Source organism: Mycobacterium sp. SM3041 (assembly GCF_039668335.1).
Classification (GTDB): Bacteria; Actinomycetota; Actinomycetes; order Mycobacteriales; family Mycobacteriaceae; genus Mycobacterium.
In genome coordinates this window covers 92,504-116,430 of record NZ_JAYXBQ010000076.1, presented here as the reverse complement: position 1 = coordinate 116,430, position 23,927 = coordinate 92,504, and the positions used below count along the sequence as shown (strand labels likewise).

Genomic DNA, 23,927 nt, shown 5'->3' with positions numbered 1-23,927 from the left:
CCGGTGACGGGGCAGTTAGGCTGACCTGCATGACGAGTACCGACCAGACGTCCGAGGTCGCCGCAGCCGACGCTGCCGCCAAGGTATCCGAGGTAGTTGACCAGGCACCCAACCCGCACGCGACGGCCGAGCAGGTCGAGGCGGCCCGCCACGACACCAAGCTGGCGCAGATCCTGTACCACGACTGGGAAGCCGAGAGCTACGACGACAAGTGGTCGATCTCGTACGACCAGCGGTGCATCGACTACGCCCGCGGTCGCTTCGACGCCATCGTCCCCGACGAGGTCCAGCGCCAGCTGCCGTATGACCGCGCCCTCGAGCTCGGTTGCGGCACCGGCTTCTTCCTGCTGAACCTGATCCAGGCCGGCGTCGCGCGCCGCGGCTCGGTCACCGACCTGTCTCCGGGCATGGTCAAGGTGGCCACCCGCAACGGCAAGGCCCTCGGTCTGGACATCGACGGCCGTGTCGCCGACGCGGAGGGAATTCCCTACGAGGACAACACCTTCGACCTCGTCGTCGGACACGCGGTGCTGCACCACATCCCCGACGTCGAGCTGTCGCTGCGCGAGGTCGTCCGCGTGCTCAAGCCGGGCGGCCGGTTCATCTTCGCCGGCGAGCCCACCACCGTCGGCAACTTCTACGCCCGTCGCCTGGCCGACCTGACCTGGAAGACCACCGTCGCGGCCATGAAGCTGCCGGGCCTGGCGTCCTGGCGCCGGCCGCAGGAGGAGCTCGACGAGAACTCGCGCGCCGCCGCGCTCGAATGGATCGTCGACCTGCACACCTTCGAGCCCGCCGACCTGGAGCGCATGGCGACCAACGCCGGTGCGGTCGAAGTCGCCACCGCCAGTGAGGAATTCACCGCCGCCATGCTGGGCTGGCCGGTGCGGACCTTCGAGTCGACGGTGCCCCCGGGCAAGCTCGGCTGGGGCTGGGCCAAGTTCGCCTTCGGCGGCTGGACCACGCTCAGCTGGTTCGACGCCAACGTGTGGCGCCACATCGTGCCGAAGGGCTGGTTCTACAACGTCATGATCACCGGGGTCAAGCCGTCCTGACGGACCCCGCCCCCCTGACGCTCTGACGTGAGCGGCTATGCCTTCACACTCGACGATGTCGCCTACCTGACCGGACCCGGTCAGGAGGCGCTCGCCGAGGTGGCCGCCCGGCCCCTGACCGATGCCCACCGGGTATCCGACATCGCCTGGGCGCGTTCGCGTTTCGGTGACCGTGCGGCGGTTCTGGTCGAGACCGTGCTGCTGCGGCGCCGGGCCGTCGCCAAACTGGCCGAGCTGGGCGACGTCACCGGCTGGCTGTTCACCGACGAGGCGCTGCAGCAGGCCACGGCCGGGGCCGTCGCCGTTCATCGGGCGCGGCGGTTGTCCGGCCGCGTCGTGCACGATGCGACGTGTTCCGTCGGGACAGAACTTGCCGCCCTGAGTAATTCGGCTGATTCGGCGTCGCATCTCGTCGGCAGCGACCTGGACGCGGTCCGGCTGGCCATGGCGCGGCACAACGTGGGCGACCGTGCGCTGCTGTGCCGCGCGGACGCGCTCCGCCCGATCACGCGGGACACCGTGGTGGTCGTCGACCCGGCGCGGCGCAGTTCGGGGCGCCGCAAGTTCGACCCCCGTGATTACGCCCCGCCGCTGGACGAGCTGCTCGAGGTCTACCAGGGCCGCGACCTGGTGGTGAAATGCGCTCCCGGCGTCGATTTCGGCCAACTGGCCGAGCTGGGATTCAGCGGCGAGGTGCAGATCACGTCGTTGGCCGGCAGCGTCCGGGAGGCCTGTCTGTGGTCACCGGGGCTGGCGCCATCCGGCGTTACGCGCCGGGCCACGGTGCTCGACAAGAACGGCCAGGTGGCCGAGGAATTCACCGATGCCGACCCCGGCGACTGTCCCTCGGGGCCCGCGGGGCGGTGGATCGTCGACCCCGACGGCGCGGTGGTGCGCGCCGGTCTGGTGCGCCACTATGCGGCGCGGCACGGCCTGTGGCAGCTCGACCCGGCGATCGCGTACCTGTCTGGCGACGAGTTGCCAAGCGGCACAAGGGGTTTCGAGGTCATCGAGCAGATCGCCTACAACGAGAAGCGGCTCCGGCAGGCGCTGTCCGCGCACGGGGCGTCGGCCGTCGAAATTCTGGTGCGCGGCGTCGACATCGACCCGGATGCGTTGCGCGCCAAGCTGAAGCTGCAGCGCTCGGGTGCGCAGCTCTCTGTGGTGATCACGCGCATCGGTGCGGGCGCCGCCGCCCGGCCGACGGCCTTCATTTGCCGGCCGTCGCGCTGAATCGCCAGGTCGCAGTTCATGGCCGGGACGGGTAGGGCCGACAGGTACGCTGGAACCGGCGGCGACGTGCCGCCATTTCTTGATCCCTGGAGGATTCACCAGATGCGCCTTCCCGCACTCGCCGCAGTGATCGCTGCAACAGGGGCGGTCGGTTGGCTCGGCATGCCTCTTGCGGCCGCGACCCCGGCGAAATGCCCGGAGCTGGGCGGCGTCGTCGACGGCTCACGGATGTGTCAGATTCGCGACACCACCCGCGGCTACGCGCTCAACATCAGCTATCCCATCGACTACCCGGATCAGCAGGCCGTGGTCGACTACATCACGCAGACCCGCGACGGGTACGTCAACGTCGCGAAGATGCCCGGACCGCACGAGACCTCGTACGAGCTGGACACCACCGCGACGCAGTACACCGCGGCGATCCCGCCCCGGAACACCCAGTCGGTCGTGTTCAAGACGTTCCAGGATGTCGGCGGTGCGCATCCGCAGACCTTCTACAAGACGTTCACGTGGGACCTGGTCCAGCGCAGGCCGATCACCATCGACAATCTGTTCGTACCTGGCGCACAACCTTTTCCGGTGATCCTGCCGCTGGTTCAGGGCGAACTGATCCGCCAGTCAGCGCAGCCGGTGCTGATGCCGCCGGCCGCCGGGCTGGATCCGGAGACCTACCAGAACTTCGCGATCACCAACGACTCGCTGATCTTCTTCTTCAGCCAGGGCCAGGTGCTACCGGAATCCGCCGGCGCGGTGCAGGTGACGGTGCCGCGAGCCCCGATCGAGTCCATGCTCGCCTAGGGATTTGTGCACGATTTTCCGCGGCAAGCGCGGAAAATCGTGCACAAATCCCTGATCAGGCTGGGGCGAACGCGTAGACCTGGCCGTCGCTCGTCGCGGTGATGACGCGCTTGTCGTGCCCGACTGACACCCCGACCGGCCAGCCCGTGGCGCCCGGCAGTGGATAGCTGTTCACGGTGTGGCCGTCGGCGGGGGAGAAGACGACCAACGCCTGGCCGGCCTGGCCGTCCCGGACCACCACGTACCCGACGTCGGTGCCGGCGCGCGTGGCCGTCGTCAGCGGCTCGACGTCGCTGCGCGTCCACGCCACCTCGCCCTTGTCGCCCTTGTCCTTGACCGCGGTGAGCTTGGTCTGCGGCCCGCCGCCGGCGACCACCAGACCGTCCGGCGTCACCGACGGCGGCGTCTGCGGCTGGAAGCCGAGGTTGACCGACCACTTGGCCTTGCCGTCGGCGGAATTCACCGCCCAGAGGTGCTGGTCGCGGCCGTTGACGTAGACGGTCTTGCCGTCGGCCGACAGCACCGGGCTGGCGATGGGGCCGCCTCCGACCGCGGTGCTGCTCCATTCGCGGGTCAGCAGCGGCGTCTGGCCCTCGTGGTAGCGCAGCCCGACGAGGGCAGGGGCATCGGTGCCCGGCTGCCACAGGCCCAGGACGACCATGTTGGTGTCAGGGGAGTAGGCGGGCGCCGCCGAGATGGGGCACGCCGCCTTGGCGGGCTGGCAGTCGGCCAGGCCGCGCGCCGAGTCGGCGGGGTCGACGCCGCTGACGAGGTCCAGCGGGGCGCCGATGGTCTGGCCGCGGTGCGCGTCGAACACCAGCACCTGGCCCAGATGCGTCACCACGAGGAGCTGACCGGGCGACAGGATGCGCGGTGTCGTCGGCATCCCGATCACGGGCTGGCGCCAGCGGATCCACTGCGTCGGCGGGAACGACATGATCGCGCCGGGCTGGCCGACGTACATGTTGTCGAAGCCGTCGAACAGGGGACTGGACATGCCGCCGCCCTGCCACAGCCGGGTGCACCAGCGCTGGCGGCCGTGCTGGTCGCTTTCCCACACCATCAGGGAGCAACCATTGGCCGACTGCGCGTTGATGGCCAGATAGCTGCCGGAGCCGAGGATCACCTGTGCGCCGATGTTTCCCTTGGCCGAGCGGGCCCAGTCCTGCTTCAGGCTGCTTGCCCCGGCCAGCGCGGTGTAGCTGCTGTTGGCGGCGTCGCCGTACTGCGCGGGCCAGCCGTCCGAGGGGTGTGCCTTGACCCAGGAGTCGGTGTTGCCGCACCCGGCAACAGTCAGCGTGACCGCGGCAACAGCAACGGTGGCGAGGCGGCGGATTCGGTGTGCAGGCATCGAGTCCCGAGACTAGCCCGAGACACGCGAATGTCCGATTTCGCCTCGCGTAGGCTTTCCGGCCATGACGACGATGTGGGGCGCACCGATTCACAAACGATGGCGGGGTTCGCGGCTGCGCGATCCGCGGCAGGCGCGGTTCCTCACCCGTGAGTCGCTGAAGTGGGTGCTCGACAACAAGGCCTACACCCCGTGGTACCTGGTGCGGTACTTCCGGCTGCTCAAGTTCAAGCTGGCCAACCCGCACATCATCACGCGTGGCATGGTGTTCCTGGGCAAGGGTGTGGAGATCCAGTGCACGCCCGAGCTGGCGCAGATGGAGATCGGCCGCTGGGTCCACATCGGCGACAAGAACACCATCCGCTGCCACGAGGGCTCGCTGCGGTTCGGTGACAAGGTGGTGCTGGGACGCGACAACGTCATCAACACCTACCTGGACATCGAGATCGGCGAGTCGGCGCTCATGGCCGACTGGTGCTACGTCTGCGACTTCGACCACAAGATGGACAGCATGGAGCTGCCGATCAAGGACCAGGGCATCATCAAGGGCCCGGTGCGGATCGGGCCGGACACCTGGATCGCCGCCAAGGTGACCATCCTGCGCAACACCAGCATCGGCCGCGGCTGCGTGCTCGGCGCCCACGCGGTGGTCAAGGGCGAGATTCCGGACTACTCCATCGCGGTCGGCGCCCCGGCCAAGGTGGTCAAGAACCGCAAGCTGGACTGGGAGACCTCGGCCGCCGAACGCGAGGAACTCGCCCGGGCGCTGGCCGACATCGAGCGTAAGAAGAGCTCCCGGTAACTCAGCTCGTGTAGGCGAGCGTCGTCATCATGCCCGCCTCCTGGTGATAGGCGTTGTGGCAGTGCAGCATCCACTCACCGGGGTTGTCGGCGACGAGCGCGACGGTCAGCTTCTGCCTGGGCAGCACGATCAGTGTGTCCTTGCGTGGGCCGCGCCGGCCGTCGGGCTGTAGCACCTGGAACGTGTGCCCGTGCAGGTGCATCGGATGCCACATCGTCGTCGAGTTGGTGAAGGTCATGGTGGCGCGCTGTCCCTGCCGGATGGTCAGCGCCGTGCGGTTGTCGAAGCCCCGCCCGTTGATGCCCCAGTCGTACTTCATCATCGACCCGGTGAGTTCCGCGGCCAGCGTGACGTCCGGCGTGATCGGTCCGAGGTCGACGGCGCCGGTGGCCGTGAAGTCGGCGACGGTGCCGATCTTCCGGTTCAGCTCCGCGGGGCGGAACGCGGCGTCCGGCGCGGTGCCGGCGCCGGTGGACAGGATGGCGCGCGCGGCGCTGTCCTTGCCCTCGGCCACCGCCACCAACGGGAAGACGCCGTCGCCCGCGGTGACGATGACGTCGTAGCGCTCGCCCATACCCAGCAGCAGTGCGTCCACGTTCACCGGGTCGACGGGGAAGCCGTCGGTGTGCGTGACGGTCATGCGGTGGCCCGCCAGTGCGACCCGGAACGCGGTGTCGGCGCCGGCGTTGATGATGCGCAGCCGGATGCGCTGACCCGGCTTGGCGTTGAAAACCGTTGGTGCGGCGGGAATCCGGCCGTTGGCGACGAAGTAGGGGTACTTGACGTCGCCGGCGTCGCCGCCGAGCAGCGGGCTCGTCGCCATTCCCGCCATACCGGGCATGTCACCCATGCCGCTCATGTCGTGGCCGCCCATGTGTCCCATGCCGGCCATGGCGCGCAGGCCGTCGTAGATCTGCTGGGGCGACTGACCGGCACCCGAGGTCCAATCATCAAGGACCACAATCCATTCCGCGTCGTAGCGGCCGCGCTCCGCGGGATCGTCGATGACGACCGGCAGGTACAGCCCGTGGTCCGCGTCGAGGCCGGTGTGCGGATGCGCCCAGTAGGTGCCGGCATGCGGAGCCGAGAACGTGTACGTGAAGTCGTTGCCGGGCTTGATGTTCGGCGTCGCGGGTGCCGCGCCGTCCATGTCGTTGCGCAGGGCGATGCCGTGCCAGTGCACCGACGTGTCATGGTCGAGCCCGTTGGACACGCGGACCGACAGCTCGTCGCCCACCGACGCGCGGATCAGCGGGCCGGGCACCTGATCGCCGTACGCGAGGGTCTGCACCGTGACACCGCCGAGGTCGACGGTGGCCGGCTGCGGGCGCAGCGCCACCGAGACGGTGCGCCCGGTGTGCGGGCGGGCAGCCTCGGCAGCGGCGATGGCCTTCTGGTCGATACCGCCGGCCGCGGCGGGCGTCTTGCTACACGCGGCGACGCCGGCGAGCGCGGATGCGCCCGTGACGGCGGAGGCGATCAGGAAACTACGGCGAGTGAACACCCTGCCGTTTGTACCCCCGGGGGGTATATGCGTCAAGGGTCGAAAGTCCGCAAGTCAGCACAGAACTGTCCCTCTTCCAGGGAAAAGGGACAGTTCTATGGATTTGCGGTGACGAGCTCTCAGCCGCGGTCGGGCAGCGGGCGCTCCACGATGGGACGACGCGCGTGCGGCAGTCGCTCGCCGCGCTTGGCGGCCAGGTAGACATCCGCGGTCTCGGCGGCCACGGTCTGCCACGAGAAGTCGTGGTTCAACCGGTCACGTGCGGCGAGGGCGCGCTGCTGCGCGCCCGCGGGGTCGTCGAGCACCTTGCGGACCGCGGACGCCAGCGCGCCGACGTTGCGCGGCGGGCAGGAGACGCCGGTCTTGCCGTTGATCACCGCTTCGCCGAGCCCGCCGACGTTCGATGTCACCAGCGGCGTCCCGGCCGCGGCGGCTTCCAGCGCCACGATGCCGAACGGCTCGTAGTGGCTCGGCAGGACTGCGGCGTCGGCCCGGTGCAGCAGCTCCAGTAGCCCTGAATGATCCACGCGGCCAACGAAATTCACGGCCTTCGTGACCTTGGCCTTGCGGGCTTCCTCGACCAGCCACTCGTACTGCGTGCCGTCACCGGCGACGGTCAGCGTGGTGCCGGGGTGGGTCCGCCGGATGCGCGGCAGCGCGGCGATGACGTCATGAACGCCCTTCTCGTACTCCAGCCGGCCGACGAACAGCAGCTCGGCCGGGCCGTCGTGCTTGCGGCGCATGGCGAACGGCCAGCCGGCGGTGTCGATGCCGTTGCAGATGACGCTCACGTCGGGCAGCTCGGGTCCGAACAGCTCGGTGATCTCCTCGCCCATGGACACCGAGCAGGTGATCAGCGAGTCGGACTCGTGCACGAGCCACGATTCCAGCGAGTGCACCTGGCGGCTCACCGGGCCGGAGAGCCAGCCGGAGTGCCGGCCGGCCTCGGTGGCGTGGATGGTGGAGACCAGTGGCACGTCGAAGAACTCGGCCAGCGTCACGGCGGGGTGGGCGACCAGCCAGTCGTGCGCGTGTACGACGTCCGGGGTCCAGTCGCGCAGGCTCAGTCCGGCGCGGATCATGGCGTGGCCCATGGCCAGGGTCCAGGCCATCATGTCGGTGCCGAAGGTGAACTCGTTCGGATCGAGGGCCGCCGAGATCACCCACACACCCTCGTGCACCTCGTTGGTGGTGGGGTGCGTGCTGGGGTCGGTGCCCGCGGGGCGACGACACAGCACCACGACCTCGTGGCCGACGGCCGCGAGCTCGACGGCCAGATGGTGGACGTGGCGTCCGAGGCCGCCGATCACCACGGGTGGGTACTCCCACGAGACCATGAGGATTTTCATCGTTGCCTTCTGCTCTTCGCGCAAGCGCTCATCGGTGCACTCGGCTCTTCGCGCAAGCGCTCATCGCGGCAACCTCCGCGCGTCCAGGGCGCCGAACAGTCCGTCGGCGCGGTTCCAACCTTCCGCGAGTTTCTGGGCCTGATCGCGTCGTCCAGACGCGAGGGCACCGGCGATCTCCCGGGTGGCGTGCGCGTGCAGGTGCGCGCGATAGCGAGCATATTCCGCCGCGGTGTCTTTGCTCACCATGAACGGCCAGTCGCTCGAGACGGTCAGCAGGGCTTCCCGCAGGATCTGGTCGGCCACGCGGTCACGTGCCGGGTACGCCGAATCCTGTGCCAGCACCTTGTCCACCGTGGTCAGCGCGGTATCCACGACCTCGGCGTTGAGCGTCACGAAGTCGGCGACCTGCTCGCCGGACCAGACCTGCCAGTCCTTGCCCGAACCCCAGGAACTGGGCGGCAGTTCGACGGGGGAGCCGACGAAGCCGCCCGCGATGGCGTCCGACAGGGTGCCGACCCGGACACCGGCGGCCGGCAGCGCGCGCAATACCCGGCCCAGCCACTCCGGTCCCTCGTGCCACCAGTGCCCGAACAGCTCGGTGTCGAATGCGGCGACGACGTGGGCCGGGCGGCCGGTGCGCTCGGACTCCGAGAGTAGTCGGCGCCGCACGGTGTTCACGAAATCCGCGACGTGCGCGTCGATGGCGGCGGTGGCCCGTTCCGGTTCGTACGGGGCCTTGGATTCCGACGGGATGGTGCGGCCGGTGACGCGGGCCGGCTTGAGGCCGGTCAGGTGGTCGTAGGTGTGGAAGTCGCGGTAGGCCGGGTGCCCCGGGTAGCCGGACTTGGGTGACCACACGCGGTAACTGACCTGCAGGTCGCGACCGAAGGCGACGACGTCCGACTCGCCCACGGGACGGCCGAGCGCGGTGTCGCCGTGCAGCGACGGGCCGTCGACCATGAAGTGGGTGACGCCGGCGGCGGCGTAGCCGGTCTCCATGCCGGGGGCGTAGGCGCATTCGGGCGCCCAGATGCCGCCGGGGGTGTGCGCGAAGCGGGCGCCGGCGTCGGCCAGGCCCTCGCGCAGCGCGAACTCGCGCAGCCGGGGGTTGAGCAGCGGCTGGAACGGATGCGACAGCGGGCCGCCGAGCAGTTCGATGGTGCCCGCGCCGATGAGCTGCCGCAGGACCGGGCTGCCGCCGTGCTGCCAGTGATCGGCGAACTCGGCCAGTGCCGCACCGGCCTGCTGGTGCTCGTGAACACCGAAGGCGCGCAACGCTTCCGGTGAGTTGAAGGTCTCCGGGGCGCCGCCGCCGTCGCGGACGGTCGTCGCCTCCAGCGCGCGCAGCTGCCAGTTGGACAGCCACTGCTGCATACCCGCCAGGCAGTACGGATCGTCGAGCTGGGCGGTGACGACGGGCGTCATGCCCAGCGTCAGCAGGTGACCGCGGCCTTCCTCCGCCAGCTCGCGCAGCACGCGCGTCAGGGGCAGATAGGCCGTCGCCCACGACTGGTACAGCCACTCCTCACCGACCGGCCAGCGGCCATGATGGGCCAGCCACGGCAGGTGCGTATGCAGCACCAGGGTGAACATCCCCGGTACTGGTGTGCTCGATGAATCACTCACGGCCGCACCGCGATTGCCACCAGGTCGAGGCTGTCGTCGATGTTCGGGCTGTTTGCGGCATCAGCTGCGAGCAGATCGAAGTCGTCGATGGTCACCGCGGCCACGTCGGCCAGCAGGTCCGCGGGCCAGGGTGCATCGGCCACGGCGCGGTCGATCTGGGCCTGGATGATGGAGCCGCCGTGCCGGGCGTCGAGCTCACGCAGTCCGGCGCCGTGATAGACGCCCAGCATGGCCTCCATGACGAAACCCTGTTCGGTCAGCAGCTCGGTCATCTCGGCGGCGTTGAGTTCCCGGGTGTGGAACGGGTTCAGCGGGGTGTCGCTGCCGGGGGTGAAGGTGATCCGGTTCGGCGTCGACATCAGGAGGACGCCGCCCGGGCGCAGCACGCGCAGGCACTCGGCGACGAATTGTCCTTGGTCCCAAAGGTGTTCGATCACCTGGAAGTTGACCACGACGTCGACGGAGGCGTCGGGGAGTGGCAGCGCGGCCAGGTTGCCGTGCAGCATCTCGACCCTCGGGTAGCGGGCACGGATGTGCGCCACCGAGGACTCGTCGTAGTCGAGCCCGATCACCCGGCGCGCGACGTCGGCGATGAGGTCGGCGCCGTAGCCCTCGCCGGCGCCGGCCTCCAGGACGTCGCGGTCGCGGCAGCGCTCGACCAGTCGCCGGTACACCACCTCGTGGCGCCGGAACCAGTAGTTCTCCTCGGCCAGGTCCGGGACGGTGCGCTCACCGGTCAGTGGCATCACTGGCACTGACTTTGCCGCGTGGCTGTCCGGCTGGGTTTCGGGAAAAGTGCTCATTAGATAGGCAGGCTAGCCCAGAGTGGTACCGCTGATCCCATGCCCGATCGGTTGGGCCGTCCCACCTGCTGGTTCTGCCATGTTGCCCAACCGCCTCGAGTGTGGTCAAGAAAACAAAAGGCGGCATCCTCGGGCCGCGTTCGACCAGCTATGGTGTTCCTGCGCCATGCCACATAAGTTACCGAGTAGTAACATGTTGGTCGTTGCGTTAATCGTGAATGCCAGGCCGACCGCCGGCCTCATCGAGGAGGACGAACCACACCCATGACGAACATCGTGGTCCTGATCAAACAGGTCCCTGACTATGAGTCGGAGCGCAAGCTCAACGACGGCGACTTCACCCTCGACCGCGAGTCCGCGGACGCGGTGCTCGACGAGATCAACGAGCGCGCCGTCGAGGCTGCGCTGCAGATCAAGGAGAAGGAAGAGGCCGCCGGCGGCGCCGGCACCGTCACCGTGCTGACCGTCGGACCGGAGCGGGCCACCGAGGCCATCCGCAAGGCTCTGTCAATGGGCGCCGACAACGCGGTGCACGTGAAGGACGACCAGCTCAAGGGTTCGGACATCGTCCAGACCGGTTGGACCCTGGCCCGCGCGCTGGGCACCATCGAGGGCGCCGAGCTGGTCATCGGTGGCAACGAGTCCACCGACGGTGTCGGTGGCGCGGTTCCGGCCGTCATCGCCGAGCTGCTGGGCCTGCCGCAGCTGACCTCGCTGCGCAGCATCTCCGTCGAGAACGGCAAGGTCACCGGCGAGCGTGAGACCGACGAGGGCGTCTTCGGCCTCGAGGCCACCCTGCCCGCCGTCGTGAGCGTCAACGAGCGCATCGGTGAAGCCCGCTTCCCGTCGTTCAAGGGCATCATGGCCGCCAAGAAGAAGCCGGTCACCGTGCTGACGCTGGCTGAGATCGGTGTCGAGGCCGACGAGGTCGGTGTCGCCAACGCCAGCAGCAAGGTGCTGTCGTCGACGCCGAAGCCGGCCAAGGCCGCGGGCGAGAAGATCGCCGACGAGGGCGAGGGCGGCAACAAGATCGCCGAGTACCTCGTTGGTCAGAAGCTGATCTAGCCCCCACCACACCGAAACTTCCAGAAAGACACAGAGGCAAATACGCATGGCTGAAGTACTTGTGCTCGTCGAGCACGCCGATGGTGCCCTCAAGAAGGTGAGCACCGAACTGATCACCGCTGCCCGTGTGCTCGGTGAGCCGTCGGCAGTTGTGGTGGGTGCCCCCGGCACCGCCGCGCCGCTGACCGACGCCCTCAAGGCCGCGGGTGCGGCCAAGATCTACGTCGCCGAGTCGGCTGACGCGGCGAACTACCTGGTCACCCCGACCGTCGACGTGCTGGAGGCTCTCGTCGAGTCCGCCGGCCCGGCCGCCGTGCTGACTGTCGCCAGCACCGAGGGCAAAGAGGTCGCCGGTCGTCTGGCCGCCCGCCTGGGTGCCGGCCTGCTGGTCGACGTCGTCGACGTCAAGGCCGGCGGCATCGCCGTTCACAGCATCTTCGGTGGCGCTTACACCGTCGAGGCGCAGGCCAACGACGTGCTCCCGGTGATCGCTGTCCGTCCGGGTTCCGTCGAGGCCGCCCCGGCCGACGGCGCCGGTGAGGTCGTCAACGTCGAGGTTCCGGCCCAGGCCGAGAACGCCACCAAGATCACCTCGCGCGAGCCGGCCGTCGCCGGTGACCGTCCGGAGCTCACCGAGGCCAGCGTCGTGGTCGCCGGTGGCCGTGGTGTCGGCAGCGCCGACAACTTCGCGGTCGTCGAGGCCCTGGCCGACTCGCTCGGCGGTGCTGTCGGTGCTTCGCGTGCCGCGGTCGACTCGGGCTACTACGGCGGTCAGTTCCAGGTCGGCCAGACCGGTAAGACCGTTGCCCCGCAGCTGTACATCGCCCTCGGTATCTCGGGCGCCATCCAGCACCGCGCCGGCATGCAGACGTCCAAGACCATCGTCGCGGTCAACAAGGACGAAGAGGCCCCGATCTTCGAGATCGCCGACCTCGGCATCGTGGGTGACCTGTTCCAGGTCGCCCCGCAGCTGACCGACGCCATCAAGGCTCGCAAGGGCTGATTTTTCTCTGCGTGAGCAGAAGCGAAGGTGCCCCAAAACTTCGGTTTTGGGGCACCTTTGTGTCTGGGCAGGACTGCTGACAGCAACCAGAAACGGTGGTGCCGATGGCGAGCCAGGATCGCGCGCCGGTCTTGCGTGGCCGCGACAGAGAGATCACGACGCTGCGCGGCCTGTTGTCGGCCGCGCGCTCGGGCAGCAGTCAGGTCCTCGTCCTGCGCGGCGAGGCGGGGGTCGGGAAGACTGCGCTGCTGCGGCATACGGTGGACGCTGCCGACGGATTCCGCTGTATTCAGGTGACGGGCGTCGAGTCCGATATGGAGCTGGCGTACGCGGGCCTGCAGCAGCTGTGCGCGCCGCTGATGCAGCACCTCGACGAATTGCCGACGCCGCAGCGCGAGGCATTGGACGTGGCCTTCGGCCGCGGCGCCGGGGCGGCGCCGGACCGTTTCCTGGTGGGCCTCGCGGTGCTGAGCCTGTTGGCCGCCGCGACGGCGGACCAGCCGCTGTTGTGTGTGGTCGACGACGCGCAGTGGCTCGATCAAGTATCGCTGCAGACCCTTGCCTTCGTGGCGCGCCGCTTCCTCGCCGAGCCCGTTGTGCTGTTGTTCGCGGCCCGTGACGCCGGAGCAGAGGCGCTGGGGCCGCTGCCGGAGCTGACGGTCACCGGGCTGTCCGATGCCGACGCCCGCGACCTGCTCGACTCGGTGCTGTTGGGTCGGGTCGACGAACGGGTGCGCGACCGGGTGGTCGCCGAGACGCGCGGAATCCCGTTGGCGCTCCTCGAAGTTCCCCGCAGTGTTTCTGCCGCGGAGCTCGCCGGTGGCTTCTGGAACATGGGCACCGGGCGAAGTGTGACGCGGCAGGTCGAGGACGGCTACCGGCGTCGCGTCGAGGCGTTGCCACCGCCGGCCCAGCAACTGTTGTTTCTCGCCGCCGCCGACTCGGTTGGGGATGCGGCGCTGTTCCAGCGGGCCGCAACGATTTTGGGGCTGTCCGTCAGCGCGCTGGCGCCGGCCGAGGCGGCCGGACTCATCGAGTTCGGCGCGCGTGTGCGTTTCGGCCATCCGTTGATGCGGTCGGCTGTCTATCGTGCGGCCGATGTGAACGCGCGCCGATCGGTACATCGGGCGCTGGCCGAGGCCACCGACCCGCGGCAGGATCCGGACCGCCGCGCGTGGCATTTCGCGCACGCGGCGGCGGGGCCCGACGACGCAGTGGCCGCGGATCTGGAGCGATCCGCCGGACGGGCGCAGAGCAAGGGCGGCGTCGCCGCGGCCGCGGCCTTCCTCGAACGTGCGACGGTGCTCACCGCGGACCCGGCCCTGCGTGCGGCACGCGCGCTCGCGGCGGCACAGGCCAAGCGCGACGCGGCGGCACCGGCTGCGGCGTATGAGCTCCTGGCCATCGCCGAACTCGGGCCACTGACGGATCTGCAACGGGCACAAGTGGATCGGTTGCGGGCCGAGATGCAGTTCGCCCGCAGTCGCGGCGGCGGGCCCGGCGTGCCGCCGCTCAGCGACGCCGTGCAGAAGTTGCTCGCCGCGGCACGCGACCTCGAGAGGCTCGACGCCGGGCTGGCCCACGAGACATACCTCGAGGCGCTCGCCGCGGCGATGTATGCGGGCCGGCTCGGTGGGACGGACATGGTGGTGCAGGTGGCCGAGGCCGCAGGCGCGGCGCTCGGTGATGCGGCCGCGTTGCATCGGCCGGTGGACCTGCTGCTGAGCGGGGTGGCGAGCCGGATCGTCACCGGCGGTGGTGCCGAACAGATGCGCGCCGCGCTGGAGCTCATGTGCCGGCACGCACAGGACGCCGACGGTCAGTTCCTGCGGTGGATGCCGTTGGGCCTGGCCATCATTCAGGAGTCGGCCGTCGGCGAGATTTGGGATGACGGCATCCACCGGCTCCTGGCCACCGCCGCGATACGCCAGGCGCGCGACGCCGGCGCCTTGGCCGTACTTCCGCCCGCACTCGCGTTCGGGGCCGGCGTTCATCTGCTCGCAGGCGAATTCGACACGGCGGCAGCACTTATCGCCGAGGCCGCCGTCATCTCGGCGGCGACCGACTATGCCCCGTTGCGGTACCACTCGCTGTCGTTGGCGGCGTTTCGCGGGGTCGCGGTCGACGCCGTGGGCCTCATCGAGTCCGCCGCGGCCGACGCGGCGGCCCGCGGCGAAGGCCGGGTACTCGGGGTAACGGGGTTTCTTTCGGCTGTCGTCTACAACGGACTCGGGCGCTACGCCGAAGCCTTCGCGGCGGCCAGGAACTGTTGCCAATACGACGATCTGGGCTTCTACTGCTGGGGTCTGATCGAGCTCGTCGAAGCGGCAACGCGCATCGGCGACGAGGAAACCGGCCAGTGGGCTGCGCAGCAGCTGGCCGGACGTGCGGGTACCAGCGGCACCGACTGGGGGCTCGGGGCGTTCGCGTACGCGTGCGCCCTGGTGGCCGACGACGAAGACGCCGACGTCCGGTACGCCGAGGCCATCGAACGACTCGGGCGTACCGGCGTCGTGTTCCTGCTGGCCCGGGCCCATCTGTGTTACGGGGAATGGCTGCGCCGCATGAACCGGCGCGTGGCGGCGCGGGAGCACCTCGGCGCGGCGTTCGAGATGTTCAACCGGATGGGAGCCGAGGCGTTCGCGGAGCGCACGCGACGCGAGTTGATCGCGGCCGGGAAGAAGGTCCGCAAGGAGCCGGTCAGTTCGGGTGACGAGCTGACGACGCAAGAGGCCCAGATCGCCGAACTTGCCGCCGCCGGTCTGACCAACCAGGAGATCGGTGCCCAGCTGTTCATCAGCACGCACACCGTCGAATGGCACCTGCGCAAGGTCTTCGTCAAGCTCGGCATCACGTCGCGGCGGCAGTTGCGCACGCTGTTCCCCGCCGGCTGACTCGCGCCACAGACCACGAACTGTCAAGGGTCCGGCGCGGTCCGCCATCGGCCATGCTGATCGCGTTCCGCGAAAACCCTTGACGTGAAATGAGTTCTGTGTCCCGCATCCTGTTGCAGACGACGATCACCGAGTGCGCCGACGATTGGGACGTCAGCCGGTTCTCGATGGTCGCGGACGAACTGAGAGCGTGCGGTCACCACGTGACCGCACGCAATCGGTCATGTCTCACCGACGACCCGGTACTGGCCCGTCTGGACGAGCTCGATTTCGACCAGCTGTGGCTGCTGGCGGTCGACGTCGGCGACGGTCTGACGGCCGCCGACGCCGACGGCATCCGCCGGTTCCGCGAGCGCGGCGGCGGTGTGCTCACCGCGCGCGATCACCAGGACCTGGGGTGCTGCCTGAACCGCCTCGGAATCCTGGGCGTGGTCAACGAATTCCACGACGAGACCGTCGACCCTCGCGAGCTGTGCGACGACCAGGACAATCCGCACATCTCGTGGCCCAACTACCACTCCGGTGCCAACGGCGACTACCAGCCGGTGTTGGTCGACGGCCAGCCGCACGAACTGCTGAGAACGAACCGCACCGCCAGCGGGCACATCGAATGGTTCCCCGCGCATCCGCATGAGGGCATGGTGACTGCGAAAGGTCCGGTCGCCCAGGCAATCGCGAGGGGCCGCAGTACCGCGACCGGCCGGCACTTCAACCTCGCCGTCGTGGTCGACGGTGAACGATGTCCGGCCGGGCGGCCGATGGGCCGCGTGGTCGCCGAGTCCACCTTCCACCACTTCGCCGATTACAACTGGGACCTCGCCGTGGGGGCACCGTCGTTCGTGTCCGATGTTCCCGGCACACAGATCAAGGACGACCCGTCGCGGCTGGCGGTCTTCAAGGACTACGTCGCCAATATCGCCCGGTGGCTCCACCCGGTTTCGACTACGGAGTTCCAAGGGTCCCACCAGGCTGCATCGCGACGAAGCTGAATACCGGAGCGTCCTGCCTGTCGGCATTCCGATCGGTCAGGCCCGGATTCAACTGAGGAGCAACAATGTTCGATAGTGCCGACCTGATGAAGGCGATCACCACCATCCAGACCGTGACGCCGCCGTTCATCCCGGCCGACGCCCACGTGATGACGTCGATCATCGAGTGGCCGGCGGGAAGCGCGGGCGCACCGCCACACCGCCACCCTGGAGGACCGTCGTTCGGTTATGTCTTGGAAGGCGAGATGCTCTTCGAGTTGGAGGGTGAAGCGCCGCGGGTGATCAAAGCGGGGGAGGCATTCTGGGAGCCGGGTGGCGACGTCATCCACTACTCGGACGCCAACAACCGCACCGACGTCCGGCTGCGCTTTCTCGTGACGATGATCTGCACGCCCGGCGTGCCGATGCTCGTCGTCGTCGATGACGACGAACTCGAAGCCCGCAAGGACCGGCGAGTCCGATGACGACCGGGTTCGGCGACATCGTCCGCTCGCGCCGGTCCGCACGGATGTTCCTGCCGGACAAGCCGGTTCCGCGGGAGCTGCTCGACGAGGCGTTGGAGCTGGCGATCCGGGCACCGTCGAACTCCAACACCCAGCCGTGGCACGTCTACCTCGTCACCGGGGAACGGCGCGCACGATTGGTCGACGCGCTGCTCGCGGCCGTCGATGCGACGCCGCCTGAGGTGGGCTCGGCCGGTCTGCCGCCCCGGTTCGCGCATCTGCGCCGCGAGAGCGGTGCCCTGGTGTACGGCGCAATGGGCATCGAACGCGGCGACGCGGCGGGCCGCTGGGCGGCGCAGCGGCGCAATTGGGAATTCTTCCGGGCGCCCGTCGCCGGGGTGGTGTGCATGCACCGCGATTTCGGCTCGGTCGACGCGATGGGTGTCGGGATGTTCCTGCAGACGCTGATGCTGGCATTGACCGAGCGAGGCCTCGGCAGCTGTGTCCAGGTGTCGATCAGCTTGTATCCCGAGGTGCTGCGTGCGCAGCTCGGCATTCCCGAGGAACTCACGATCCTGTGCGGCATCTCGATCGGCTACGCCGACCCGGCGTTTCCGGCGAACCACCTTGACACGCCGCGCAATCCGATCGGCGACAACGTGGTGTTCCTGGACTGACCGCCGGCGGACTACGGACTTTCCGGGGTTCGCGGGCCTGCGGCGACTGCGAGTGTGGAAGCCGCACAACCGAAACAATTCGAAAGGGTGTGTCTGATGAAGATCACTGTGATGGGTGCCAGCGGCCAGATCGGTTCGAAGGTCGTGGCCCTGCTTAACGAGGCCGGTCACCAGACCGTGGCGGCTTCTCGGGACTCAGGTGCTGATGTCCTCACCGGCGCGGGCCTGACCGAGGCCCTGACGGGCGCCGACGTGCTGGTCGACGTCGTCAACTCGCCGAACTTCGCCGACGGCCCGGTACTGGACTTCTTCACCCGGTCGGCGACCAACTTGGTGGCCGCCGCGAAGGAGACCGGCGTCGGCCACTACGTGGCACTGTCCATCGTCGGCTGCGACGGTCTGCCCGACAGCGGCTACATGCGGGCCAAGGTCGCCCAGGAGCGCATCATCACCGAGTCGGGGCTGCCCTACACGATCGTGCGGGCCACCCAGTTCCATGAGTTCGCCGACGCGATCACCGCATCGCTGACCGTCGACGGCGAAGTGCGGGTGCCCGAGGGCCTCATCCAGCCGATCGCCGGCGCCGACGTCGCCGCCGAAGTGGCCCGCGTCGCCCAGGACGCACCCGCCAACGGGATCGTGAACATCGGCGGGCCGGACAAACTGACGTTCGCGGGCCTGGCCAAACTGGCGCTGGCCCACCGCGGTGAGAGCCTGCCGATCGTCGTCGACCCGGCAGCCACCTACTTCGGCACCAAGGTCGGCGACACCGGTTTGGTCACCAGCGGCGATGCCATCATCTCGGACCTGCACCTGGCGGACTGGCTGGCGGCCCGGTGACAGAGCTGACCGGACTCACCGCGCTCGTGACGGGCGGGACGGCCGGCATCGGGTTCGAGACCGCGCGCCTGCTGGCGGCCGAAGGTGCGACGGTGATCATCACCGGACGCTCCGCCGACCGTGGCGCCGCGGCGGCCGCCGAACTCGGGGTGCGGTTCATCCCCGCGGACCTGGCCGACCTGGAATCAGTGAAAAGCCTTGCCCGCCAATGCGGTGATGTCGACATCGTGGTCAACAACGCCGCCAGCTTCCCGGGTGCACTGACCGTGGAGCAGGACGTGGCGACCTTCGAGTCCACCTTCGACACCAACGTGCGCGGCGCCTATTTCCTGGTGGCGGCTCTGGTCCCGGGCATGCTGCGCCGGGGCCGGGGGAGCATCGTCAATGTCACGTCCATGGTCGCGTTCAAGGGCGTGCCGGGGGCATCCAGTTACAGCGCGTCCAAGGCTGCGCTGGAATCGTTGACCCGCACGTGGGCGACAGAATTCGGGCCGCACGGTGTGCGTGTCAACAGCGTGGCTCCCGGGCCGACGGCGACGCCGGGGGTGGCTGCCGAATGGGGCGACACCAACGACGAACTGGGGCGCATGCTGCCGCTGGGCCGGACGGCACAGCCGGCCGAGATCGCGCAGGCGGTGCTGTTCCTGGCGTCGCCACGGTCGAGCTTCGTCACCGGGTCGACGCTGCATGCCGATGGCGGCGGCGCGGCTGCCTGACCGCCCGCCTCACCGAAAACGGCCCCCGGACAACAGGTCCGGGGGCCGTTCTCGTGCTCAGCGGTCAGTAGTCCCAGGTCGCGGGCACGCACCGGAAAGCGTCGCCGACGGCCGCCACGTGGCACACCGACGGGAACGGCAGGTGCGTGGCGACGAGGGCCTCGCCGGTGGCCGCGATCTCTCGCAGCAGGCGGATGCGGACGCGGGCCGCCTCCTCGGGGTCGTGCTCGAAGCCGTTCTGCCACTCCGGATTATCGAAGCCGGGGGCGAACACGGCGTCGCCGGCGAAGGTCAGCTTCTCGCCGCGCGATTCGAGGCGGACCACGCTGTGCCCGGGCGTGTGACCACCCGTACGCGAGACGAGCACGCCCGGCGCGACCTCGTAGTCCGTCTCGAACGTCCGCAATTGGCCGCTGTAGTCGGTCAGAAACTGCGTGGCCGAGCGCCGCAGCACGTCGGGGATCGGCTGCGGCATGACCGTCCGGGAGAAGTCGGGTGCCGCCCAGAACTCGGCCTCGGCGGTGGCCGCATGCACGCGCAGGTCCGGCCGGAACCGTTCCTTCACGCCCTCGGTGATCAGTCCGCCGACGTGGTCCATGTGCATGTGGGTCAGCACGACGTCGGTCACCGAGGCGAGATCGACACCAGCTGCCTCCAGCCGCTGGACCGTCTGTCCGGCGCGCGGGAAGTCCGGGAACTCCAGCCCGAGTCCGGCGTCGACCAGGATCGTCTGGTCGCCGCTGCGGACCACCACGATGTTCAGTGGCCAGTCGACGATCTCGGGCGGCAGGAAGTTGTCGTCCAGCCACCCCGTCAGTTCGGCGGGCGGGACATTGGTGCCCAGCGTCGACGCCGTGATCGGCAGTACGCCGTCGCTGATGACCAGTACCTCGATATCGCCGACCGGCACCGCGTAACGCGACGGAACCAACTCGTCGAGCCCCGTCTGACCAAGGTGGGAAATGTTGTCCAAGCTCACGTTGTCTCCTTCTCGCACACATTCGGCAGCGTCATGGATTTGACCCTGTGCGGGGTTGAACGCGGACCGGCGCGCGAAGTCATCCATCGCAGGGCGCACCACGGATTCCGGTACCGACCACGAACTTTCAATGGTTCGCCACAGGCGCTTTCCGGCGAGTCTGAGTTCGGCGGCGCACCCTGCGCGGTCACAGGCGAGGGGAGTTTCGATCGTGACGGCAGCGCCGGTGCCGGACGCTGACCTTGCGGCCCGGTTTGTCGCGGATGCCGTGCCGTTGCTCGACGCCCTCGGCCGCGGCGCCCGCCGGCTGACACGCTGCGAAGCCGACGCCGAAGATCTCTTGCAGGACACCTTGTTACACGCGTATCAGGGGTTCGGGTCGTTTCAGCAGGGCACCAATCTCAACGCTTGGCTTTTCCGTATCTTGCACAACCGGTGGGTCAGCAGACATCGCTATCGGGCGTCGCGCCCACCGGAGGTGCCGCTGGAGGTGATCACCGCGGCCGGCCACGAACAGTCGACTGCCCGCCGTTCGGCAGAGGTCGAGCTGCTCGACCTCATGGCCGACGGAGATGTCGAGGCCGCGTTCGGCGAGCTGTCCGAAGGCGCGCGGACCGCGCTGTTCTATGTGGAGGTTCAGGGCTACACCTACGCCGAGACCGCCGGGCTCATGGGAGTGCCCATGGGCACGGTGATGTCGCGGGTCTCCCGCGGCCGGCGGCAGCTGCGCGTTGCGCTGGCACACCGGGACAGTGCCTGAAACCCTTGTCAGAAGCGGCTCCTCATCGCGGCATCACGCGCCGAATGTAACGGACCGTGATGTTTCGCAACCGGTCATCGACGCGTTACGTGATTGATGCCGCCGCGCCGAACGGCTCCGTCACCGTGCAGAACATGAGCACTAGTTCTGTACTCATCGCCCCTGACGACACCAGTTCATCGACCGGCACCCCGCGCTACACGCTGCTGCTGTCGGCCGACCGGGAACACATCGAGGCCGCGCAACGGCTTCGTCACCACGTGTTCACCTCGGAGCCGGGCTACACCCTCACCGACGACAGCCCCGGTTTCGAAAGTGGCCGGGACGCCGATCGATTCGACGAGTTCTGCGACCACCTCCTGGTTCGGGACGACAACACCGGCGAGTACGTCGGCTGCTACCGCATGCTCCCTCCGCCCGGCGCCATCGCCGCGGGCGGGCTGTACACCGCAACGGAATTCGACGTCAGCGCGCTCGACAGCCTGCGCCCGTCGCTGGTGGAGATGGGGCGCGCCGTGGTGCGTGCAGACCACCGCAACGGCGCCGTCGTGCTGCTCATGTGGGGCGGCATCCTGGCCTACCTGGACCACAGCGGCTACGACTACGTCACCGGCTGCGTGTCGGTACCCATCCAGGGCAGCCCCGACGAGGCCCCGGCCAGTCAGATTCGCGGCGTCCGCGACTTCGTCAACAAGCGGCACGCCTCGGAGTACAAGGTGCGCCCGTACCGCCCGGTGATCATCGACGGCAAGCTGCTCGACGACATCGAGCCGCCGGCCCGCGTGACGGTGCCGCCGCTGATGCGCGGCTACCTGCGTCTCGGCGCCAAGGTGTGCGGCGACCCGGCCTACGACCCCGACTTCGGTGTCGGCGACTTCCCGGCCCTGCTGGACAAGCGCGAAGCCGACGTCCGGTACCTGACCCGGCTGCGTTCGGCGGCTGCCGCGACCGACAAGGCCGCGCAGTGACCACGCCGGTGACGGCGGCGGAACACGCCTGGCTGCCGAAGGCGTCGTGCGACGCCAGCTGCATCCGGGTCGACTCCGTGCACATCAGCCGCCCGATCGTCGTCGTGCTGCGCACGACCGTCCGGCTGATCATGACGATGCTGCTGCTGCCCGCGCTGCCACTGCTCGCCGTGCCGCTGCCCGGCAAGTCCCGCATCCAGCGCCTGTACTGCCGCTTGATGCTGCGGTGCCTGGGCGTGCGGATCACCGTCTCCGGCGGCCCCATCCGCAACCTGAGCGGCGTGCTGGTGGTCGCCGGGCACGTGTCCTGGGTCGACATCTTCGCGATCGGCGCCGTGATGCCCGGCTCGTTCGTGGCGCGCGCCGATCTCATCGAGTGGCCCGCACTCGGGTTCGTGGCCCGGCTGCTCAAGGTCATCCCGATCGACCGGCACAGCCTGCGCGGCCTGCCCGACGTCGTCCGCACCGTCGGGGACCGGCTCGCCGCAGGTCAAACCGTCGTGGCGTTCCCGGAGGGCACCACGTGGTGCGGTCTGGGGCACGGCACCTTCGCGCCGGCGATGTTCCAGGCCGCCATCGACACCGGACGTCCCGTCCAGCCGCTGCAGCTGACCTACCGGCACCGCAACGGCGCGCAGTCCACCATCCCGGCGTTCATCGGTGACGATTCGCTGCTGACGTCGATCAAACGCGTCATCACCGCCAAGCTGACGGTGTGCCACATGCAGGTGCAGTCGCTGCAATTGCCCGGTACCGACCGGCGCGATCTGGCCGGCCGCTGCCAGGCCGCGGTGCACCAGGTGGGTCCGCTGCCCGTCGCCGCTGTTCACGGGCGCGCGCTGGCAGCCTGACCGGTTTGGCCTGGCCGGTATCCTGGACAGGCCATGAGCCCCGCATATCTGGACCACGCCGCCACGACCCCGATGCAGCCCGCTGCCATCGAGGCGATGACGGCGGTCCTGGCGGCCGGCGGCAACGCGTCGTCGCTGCACACGTCGGGGCGGGCCGCGCGGCGCCGGATGGAGGAGGCCCGCGAGTCCCTGGCCCAGCAGCTGGGCGCCCGGCCCTCCGAGGTGATCTTCACGGCCGGCGGTACCGAGAGTGACAACCTGGCGGTCAAGGGCATCTTCTGGGCCCGCCGCGACAGCTGTCCGGGACGCCGCCGGATCGTGACGTCGCCCATCGAGCACCATGCCGTGCTGGACGCCGTCGAGTGGCTCGTCGAACACGAGGGTGCGGAGGTGACCTGGCTGCCCGTCGACGCCACCGGCGCCACGTCCGCCCAAGCCCTGCGCGAGATTCTCGAATCCCACGACGATGTCGCGCTCGTCAGTGTGATGTGGGCCAACAACGAGGTCGGCACCATCCAGCCGGTCGCTGAATTGGCCGCTGTCGCCGCCGAATTCGGCGTGCCGATCCACAGCGATGCCATCCAGGCGATCGGTGCGGTGGCCGTCGATTTCGCCGCGAGCGGGCTGTCCGCCATGAGCGTGGCGGCACACAAGTTCGGTGGCCCCACCGGCGTCGGCGCCCTGCTGCTGCGCCGCGATGTCGCGTGCGTGCCGCTGCTGCACGGCGGCGGCCAGGAGCGTGACGTGCGTTCGGGCACACCGGATGTCGCGGGCGTGGTGGCCATGGCGGCCGCCGCCCGCGTCGCGGTGGAGGGCCTGGACGCCTACCGCACCCGGATCGGCGCCTTGCGCGACCGGCTGGTCGACGGCGTGCTGTCGGGTATCGACGACGTCGTGCTCAACGGCGGCACCGGCGAGAACCGGCTTCCGGGCAACGCGCACTTCACTTTTCGTGGCTGCGAAGGCGATGCCCTGCTGATGCTGCTGGACGCCAAGGGCATCGAATGCTCGACGGGCTCGGCCTGCACGGCGGGCGTCGCACAGCCGTCACACGTCTTGATCGCGATGGGCGCCGATCCGGCGAGTGCCCGTGGATCACTCCGATTTTCGTTGGGGCACACCAGTTCTGACGCCGACATCGATGCCGCGCTGGCCGTGTTGCCGGCCGCGGTCGAGCGGGCGCGTCAGGCCGCACTGGCCAGTGCCGGGTTGGGAAGGTAG

General features: G+C 69.1%; 22 protein-coding genes. 16 read left to right on the top strand and 6 right to left on the bottom strand.

The genetic code is table 11. The annotated features are described in order from the left end of the window. Window positions 1–29 precede the first annotated feature (29 nt). The 3 genes from VXD91_RS26090 to VXD91_RS26080 all read left to right on the top strand — a co-directional run bounded on the left by VXD91_RS26090 (window position 30) and on the right by VXD91_RS26080 (window position 3,086). Window positions 30–1,055, top strand: coding sequence for a class I SAM-dependent methyltransferase (locus VXD91_RS26090; RefSeq protein WP_318986154.1), 1,026 nt, complete (start codon window positions 30–32; stop codon window positions 1,053–1,055). Window positions 1,056–1,082: 27 nt separating this feature from the next. Further along, window positions 1,083–2,288 carry a class I SAM-dependent methyltransferase gene (locus tag VXD91_RS26085; RefSeq protein WP_318986155.1) on the top strand — a complete coding sequence of 402 codons (1,206 nt, stop codon included), beginning with the start codon at window positions 1,083–1,085 and terminating at the stop codon, window positions 2,286–2,288. A gap of 102 nt (window positions 2,289–2,390) precedes the next feature. Further along, window positions 2,391–3,086, top strand: a complete 696-nt coding sequence (locus VXD91_RS26080; RefSeq protein WP_212813834.1) for an esterase — start codon at window positions 2,391–2,393, stop codon at window positions 3,084–3,086. A 55-nt stretch (window positions 3,087–3,141) separates the two neighbouring features. On the opposite strand, the gene VXD91_RS26075 is transcribed toward VXD91_RS26080, so the two are convergent. Beyond that, a complete protein-coding gene (locus tag VXD91_RS26075; RefSeq protein WP_318986156.1) occupies window positions 3,142–4,437 on the bottom strand; it encodes a PQQ-binding-like beta-propeller repeat protein in 1,296 nt (431 codons plus the stop codon). Window positions 4,438–4,501: 64 nt separating this feature from the next. On the opposite strand from VXD91_RS26075, the gene VXD91_RS26070 reads away from it, so the two are divergent. Next, complete coding sequence (locus VXD91_RS26070; protein ID WP_318986157.1) at window positions 4,502–5,239, top strand: acetyltransferase; 738 nt, start codon at window positions 4,502–4,504, stop codon at window positions 5,237–5,239. 1 nt (window position 5,240) lies between these two features. On the opposite strand, the gene VXD91_RS26065 is transcribed toward VXD91_RS26070, so the two are convergent. The 4 genes from VXD91_RS26065 to VXD91_RS26050 form a co-directional block, all read right to left on the bottom strand. Then, on the bottom strand, window positions 5,241–6,743 hold the full coding sequence (locus tag VXD91_RS26065; protein WP_318986158.1) for a multicopper oxidase family protein: 1,503 nt from the start codon (window positions 6,741–6,743) through the stop codon (window positions 5,241–5,243). A 119-nt stretch (window positions 6,744–6,862) separates the two neighbouring features. Beyond that, window positions 6,863–8,092, bottom strand: coding sequence for a glycosyltransferase family 4 protein (locus tag VXD91_RS26060; protein ID WP_212813840.1), 1,230 nt, complete (start codon window positions 8,090–8,092; stop codon window positions 6,863–6,865). Between the two features lie 60 nt (window positions 8,093–8,152). Then, complete coding sequence (locus VXD91_RS26055; RefSeq protein ID WP_212814748.1) at window positions 8,153–9,685, bottom strand: glycoside hydrolase family 57 protein; 1,533 nt, start codon at window positions 9,683–9,685, stop codon at window positions 8,153–8,155. 29 nt (window positions 9,686–9,714) lie between these two features. Continuing rightward, window positions 9,715–10,521 (bottom strand): class I SAM-dependent methyltransferase, encoded by an 807-nt coding sequence (locus tag VXD91_RS26050; protein ID WP_244872856.1) that lies wholly within the window; start codon window positions 10,519–10,521, stop codon window positions 9,715–9,717. 264 nt (window positions 10,522–10,785) lie between these two features. Between VXD91_RS26050 and VXD91_RS26045 the strand changes: the two genes are divergently transcribed. From VXD91_RS26045 to VXD91_RS26010, 8 genes are all read left to right on the top strand, one after another. Further along, window positions 10,786–11,586, top strand: coding sequence for an electron transfer flavoprotein subunit beta/FixA family protein (locus VXD91_RS26045; protein ID WP_212813842.1), 801 nt, complete (start codon window positions 10,786–10,788; stop codon window positions 11,584–11,586). Between the two features lie 46 nt (window positions 11,587–11,632). Beyond that, a complete protein-coding gene (locus VXD91_RS26040; protein WP_135356585.1) occupies window positions 11,633–12,589 on the top strand; it encodes an electron transfer flavoprotein subunit alpha/FixB family protein in 957 nt (318 codons plus the stop codon). Between the two features lie 104 nt (window positions 12,590–12,693). Continuing rightward, window positions 12,694–15,483 carry an AAA family ATPase gene (locus VXD91_RS26035; protein ID WP_346416763.1) on the top strand — a complete coding sequence of 930 codons (2,790 nt, stop codon included), beginning with the start codon at window positions 12,694–12,696 and terminating at the stop codon, window positions 15,481–15,483. A 98-nt stretch (window positions 15,484–15,581) separates the two neighbouring features. Continuing rightward, window positions 15,582–16,472 (top strand): hypothetical protein, encoded by an 891-nt coding sequence (locus VXD91_RS26030; protein ID WP_346416871.1) that lies wholly within the window; start codon window positions 15,582–15,584, stop codon window positions 16,470–16,472. Window positions 16,473–16,537: 65 nt separating this feature from the next. Further along, the gene (locus VXD91_RS26025) at window positions 16,538–16,936 is read left to right on the top strand and encodes a cupin domain-containing protein (protein WP_064985740.1); all 399 of its coding nucleotides are present in this window, start codon (window positions 16,538–16,540) and stop codon (window positions 16,934–16,936) included. Further along, window positions 16,933–17,592 (top strand): nitroreductase, encoded by a 660-nt coding sequence (locus tag VXD91_RS26020; protein WP_346416762.1) that lies wholly within the window; start codon window positions 16,933–16,935, stop codon window positions 17,590–17,592. Before VXD91_RS26025 ends, VXD91_RS26020 begins: the two co-directional genes overlap by 4 nt. Window positions 17,593–17,688: 96 nt before the next feature. Next, window positions 17,689–18,432: an NAD(P)H-binding protein gene (locus VXD91_RS26015; protein ID WP_346416761.1), complete on the top strand. Its 744-nt coding sequence runs from the start codon at window positions 17,689–17,691 to the stop codon at window positions 18,430–18,432. Further along, window positions 18,429–19,148: an SDR family oxidoreductase gene (locus tag VXD91_RS26010; protein WP_212813855.1), complete on the top strand. Its 720-nt coding sequence runs from the start codon at window positions 18,429–18,431 to the stop codon at window positions 19,146–19,148. Before VXD91_RS26015 ends, VXD91_RS26010 begins: the two co-directional genes overlap by 4 nt. Window positions 19,149–19,212: 64 nt before the next feature. Here VXD91_RS26010 and VXD91_RS26005 read toward each other — a convergent pair whose 3' ends face one another. Continuing rightward, on the bottom strand, window positions 19,213–20,127 hold the full coding sequence (locus VXD91_RS26005; protein ID WP_244872857.1) for an MBL fold metallo-hydrolase: 915 nt from the start codon (window positions 20,125–20,127) through the stop codon (window positions 19,213–19,215). 211 nt (window positions 20,128–20,338) lie between these two features. Here VXD91_RS26005 and VXD91_RS26000 point away from each other — a divergent pair, with 211 nt between their 5' ends. The 4 genes from VXD91_RS26000 to VXD91_RS25985 all read left to right on the top strand — a co-directional run bounded on the left by VXD91_RS26000 (window position 20,339) and on the right by VXD91_RS25985 (window position 23,927). Next, window positions 20,339–20,887, top strand: coding sequence for a sigma-70 family RNA polymerase sigma factor (locus VXD91_RS26000; protein ID WP_346416759.1), 549 nt, complete (start codon window positions 20,339–20,341; stop codon window positions 20,885–20,887). A gap of 134 nt (window positions 20,888–21,021) precedes the next feature. Then, complete coding sequence (locus VXD91_RS25995) at window positions 21,022–21,855, top strand: GNAT family N-acyltransferase (protein WP_212813860.1); 834 nt, start codon at window positions 21,022–21,024, stop codon at window positions 21,853–21,855. Further along, window positions 21,852–22,706 (top strand): lysophospholipid acyltransferase family protein, encoded by an 855-nt coding sequence (locus tag VXD91_RS25990; RefSeq protein ID WP_346416758.1) that lies wholly within the window; start codon window positions 21,852–21,854, stop codon window positions 22,704–22,706. The genes VXD91_RS25995 and VXD91_RS25990 overlap by 4 nt, the downstream gene beginning before the upstream one ends. 33 nt (window positions 22,707–22,739) lie before the next feature. Beyond that, window positions 22,740–23,927, top strand: coding sequence for a cysteine desulfurase family protein (locus VXD91_RS25985; protein ID WP_346416757.1), 1,188 nt, complete (start codon window positions 22,740–22,742; stop codon window positions 23,925–23,927).

Bases quoted from the DNA above. Each gene is read 5' to 3' on its own strand.
- VXD91_RS26090 (WP_318986154.1), top strand. From the start codon at position 30: ATGACGAGTACCGACCAGACGTCCGAGGTCGCCGCAGCCGACGCTGCC.
- VXD91_RS26080 (WP_212813834.1), top strand. From the start codon at position 2,391: ATGCGCCTTCCCGCACTCGCCGCAGTGATCGCTGCAACAGGGGCGGTC.
- VXD91_RS26075 (WP_318986156.1), bottom strand. From the start codon at position 4,437: ATGCCTGCACACCGAATCCGCCGCCTCGCCACCGTTGCTGTTGCCGCG.
- VXD91_RS26070 (WP_318986157.1), top strand. From the start codon at position 4,502: ATGACGACGATGTGGGGCGCACCGATTCACAAACGATGGCGGGGTTCG.
- VXD91_RS26060 (WP_212813840.1), bottom strand. From the start codon at position 8,092: ATGAAAATCCTCATGGTCTCGTGGGAGTACCCACCCGTGGTGATCGGC.
- VXD91_RS26055 (WP_212814748.1), bottom strand. From the start codon at position 9,685: ATGTTCACCCTGGTGCTGCATACGCACCTGCCGTGGCTGGCCCATCAT.
- VXD91_RS26050 (WP_244872856.1), bottom strand. From the start codon at position 10,521: ATGAGCACTTTTCCCGAAACCCAGCCGGACAGCCACGCGGCAAAGTCA.
- VXD91_RS26045 (WP_212813842.1), top strand. From the start codon at position 10,786: ATGACGAACATCGTGGTCCTGATCAAACAGGTCCCTGACTATGAGTCG.
- VXD91_RS26040 (WP_135356585.1), top strand. From the start codon at position 11,633: ATGGCTGAAGTACTTGTGCTCGTCGAGCACGCCGATGGTGCCCTCAAG.
- VXD91_RS26035 (WP_346416763.1), top strand. From the start codon at position 12,694: ATGGCGAGCCAGGATCGCGCGCCGGTCTTGCGTGGCCGCGACAGAGAG.
- VXD91_RS26025 (WP_064985740.1), top strand. From the start codon at position 16,538: ATGTTCGATAGTGCCGACCTGATGAAGGCGATCACCACCATCCAGACC.
- VXD91_RS26020 (WP_346416762.1), top strand. From the start codon at position 16,933: ATGACGACCGGGTTCGGCGACATCGTCCGCTCGCGCCGGTCCGCACGG.
- VXD91_RS26015 (WP_346416761.1), top strand. From the start codon at position 17,689: ATGAAGATCACTGTGATGGGTGCCAGCGGCCAGATCGGTTCGAAGGTC.
- VXD91_RS25995 (WP_212813860.1), top strand. From the start codon at position 21,022: ATGAGCACTAGTTCTGTACTCATCGCCCCTGACGACACCAGTTCATCG.
- VXD91_RS25985 (WP_346416757.1), top strand. From the start codon at position 22,740: ATGAGCCCCGCATATCTGGACCACGCCGCCACGACCCCGATGCAGCCC.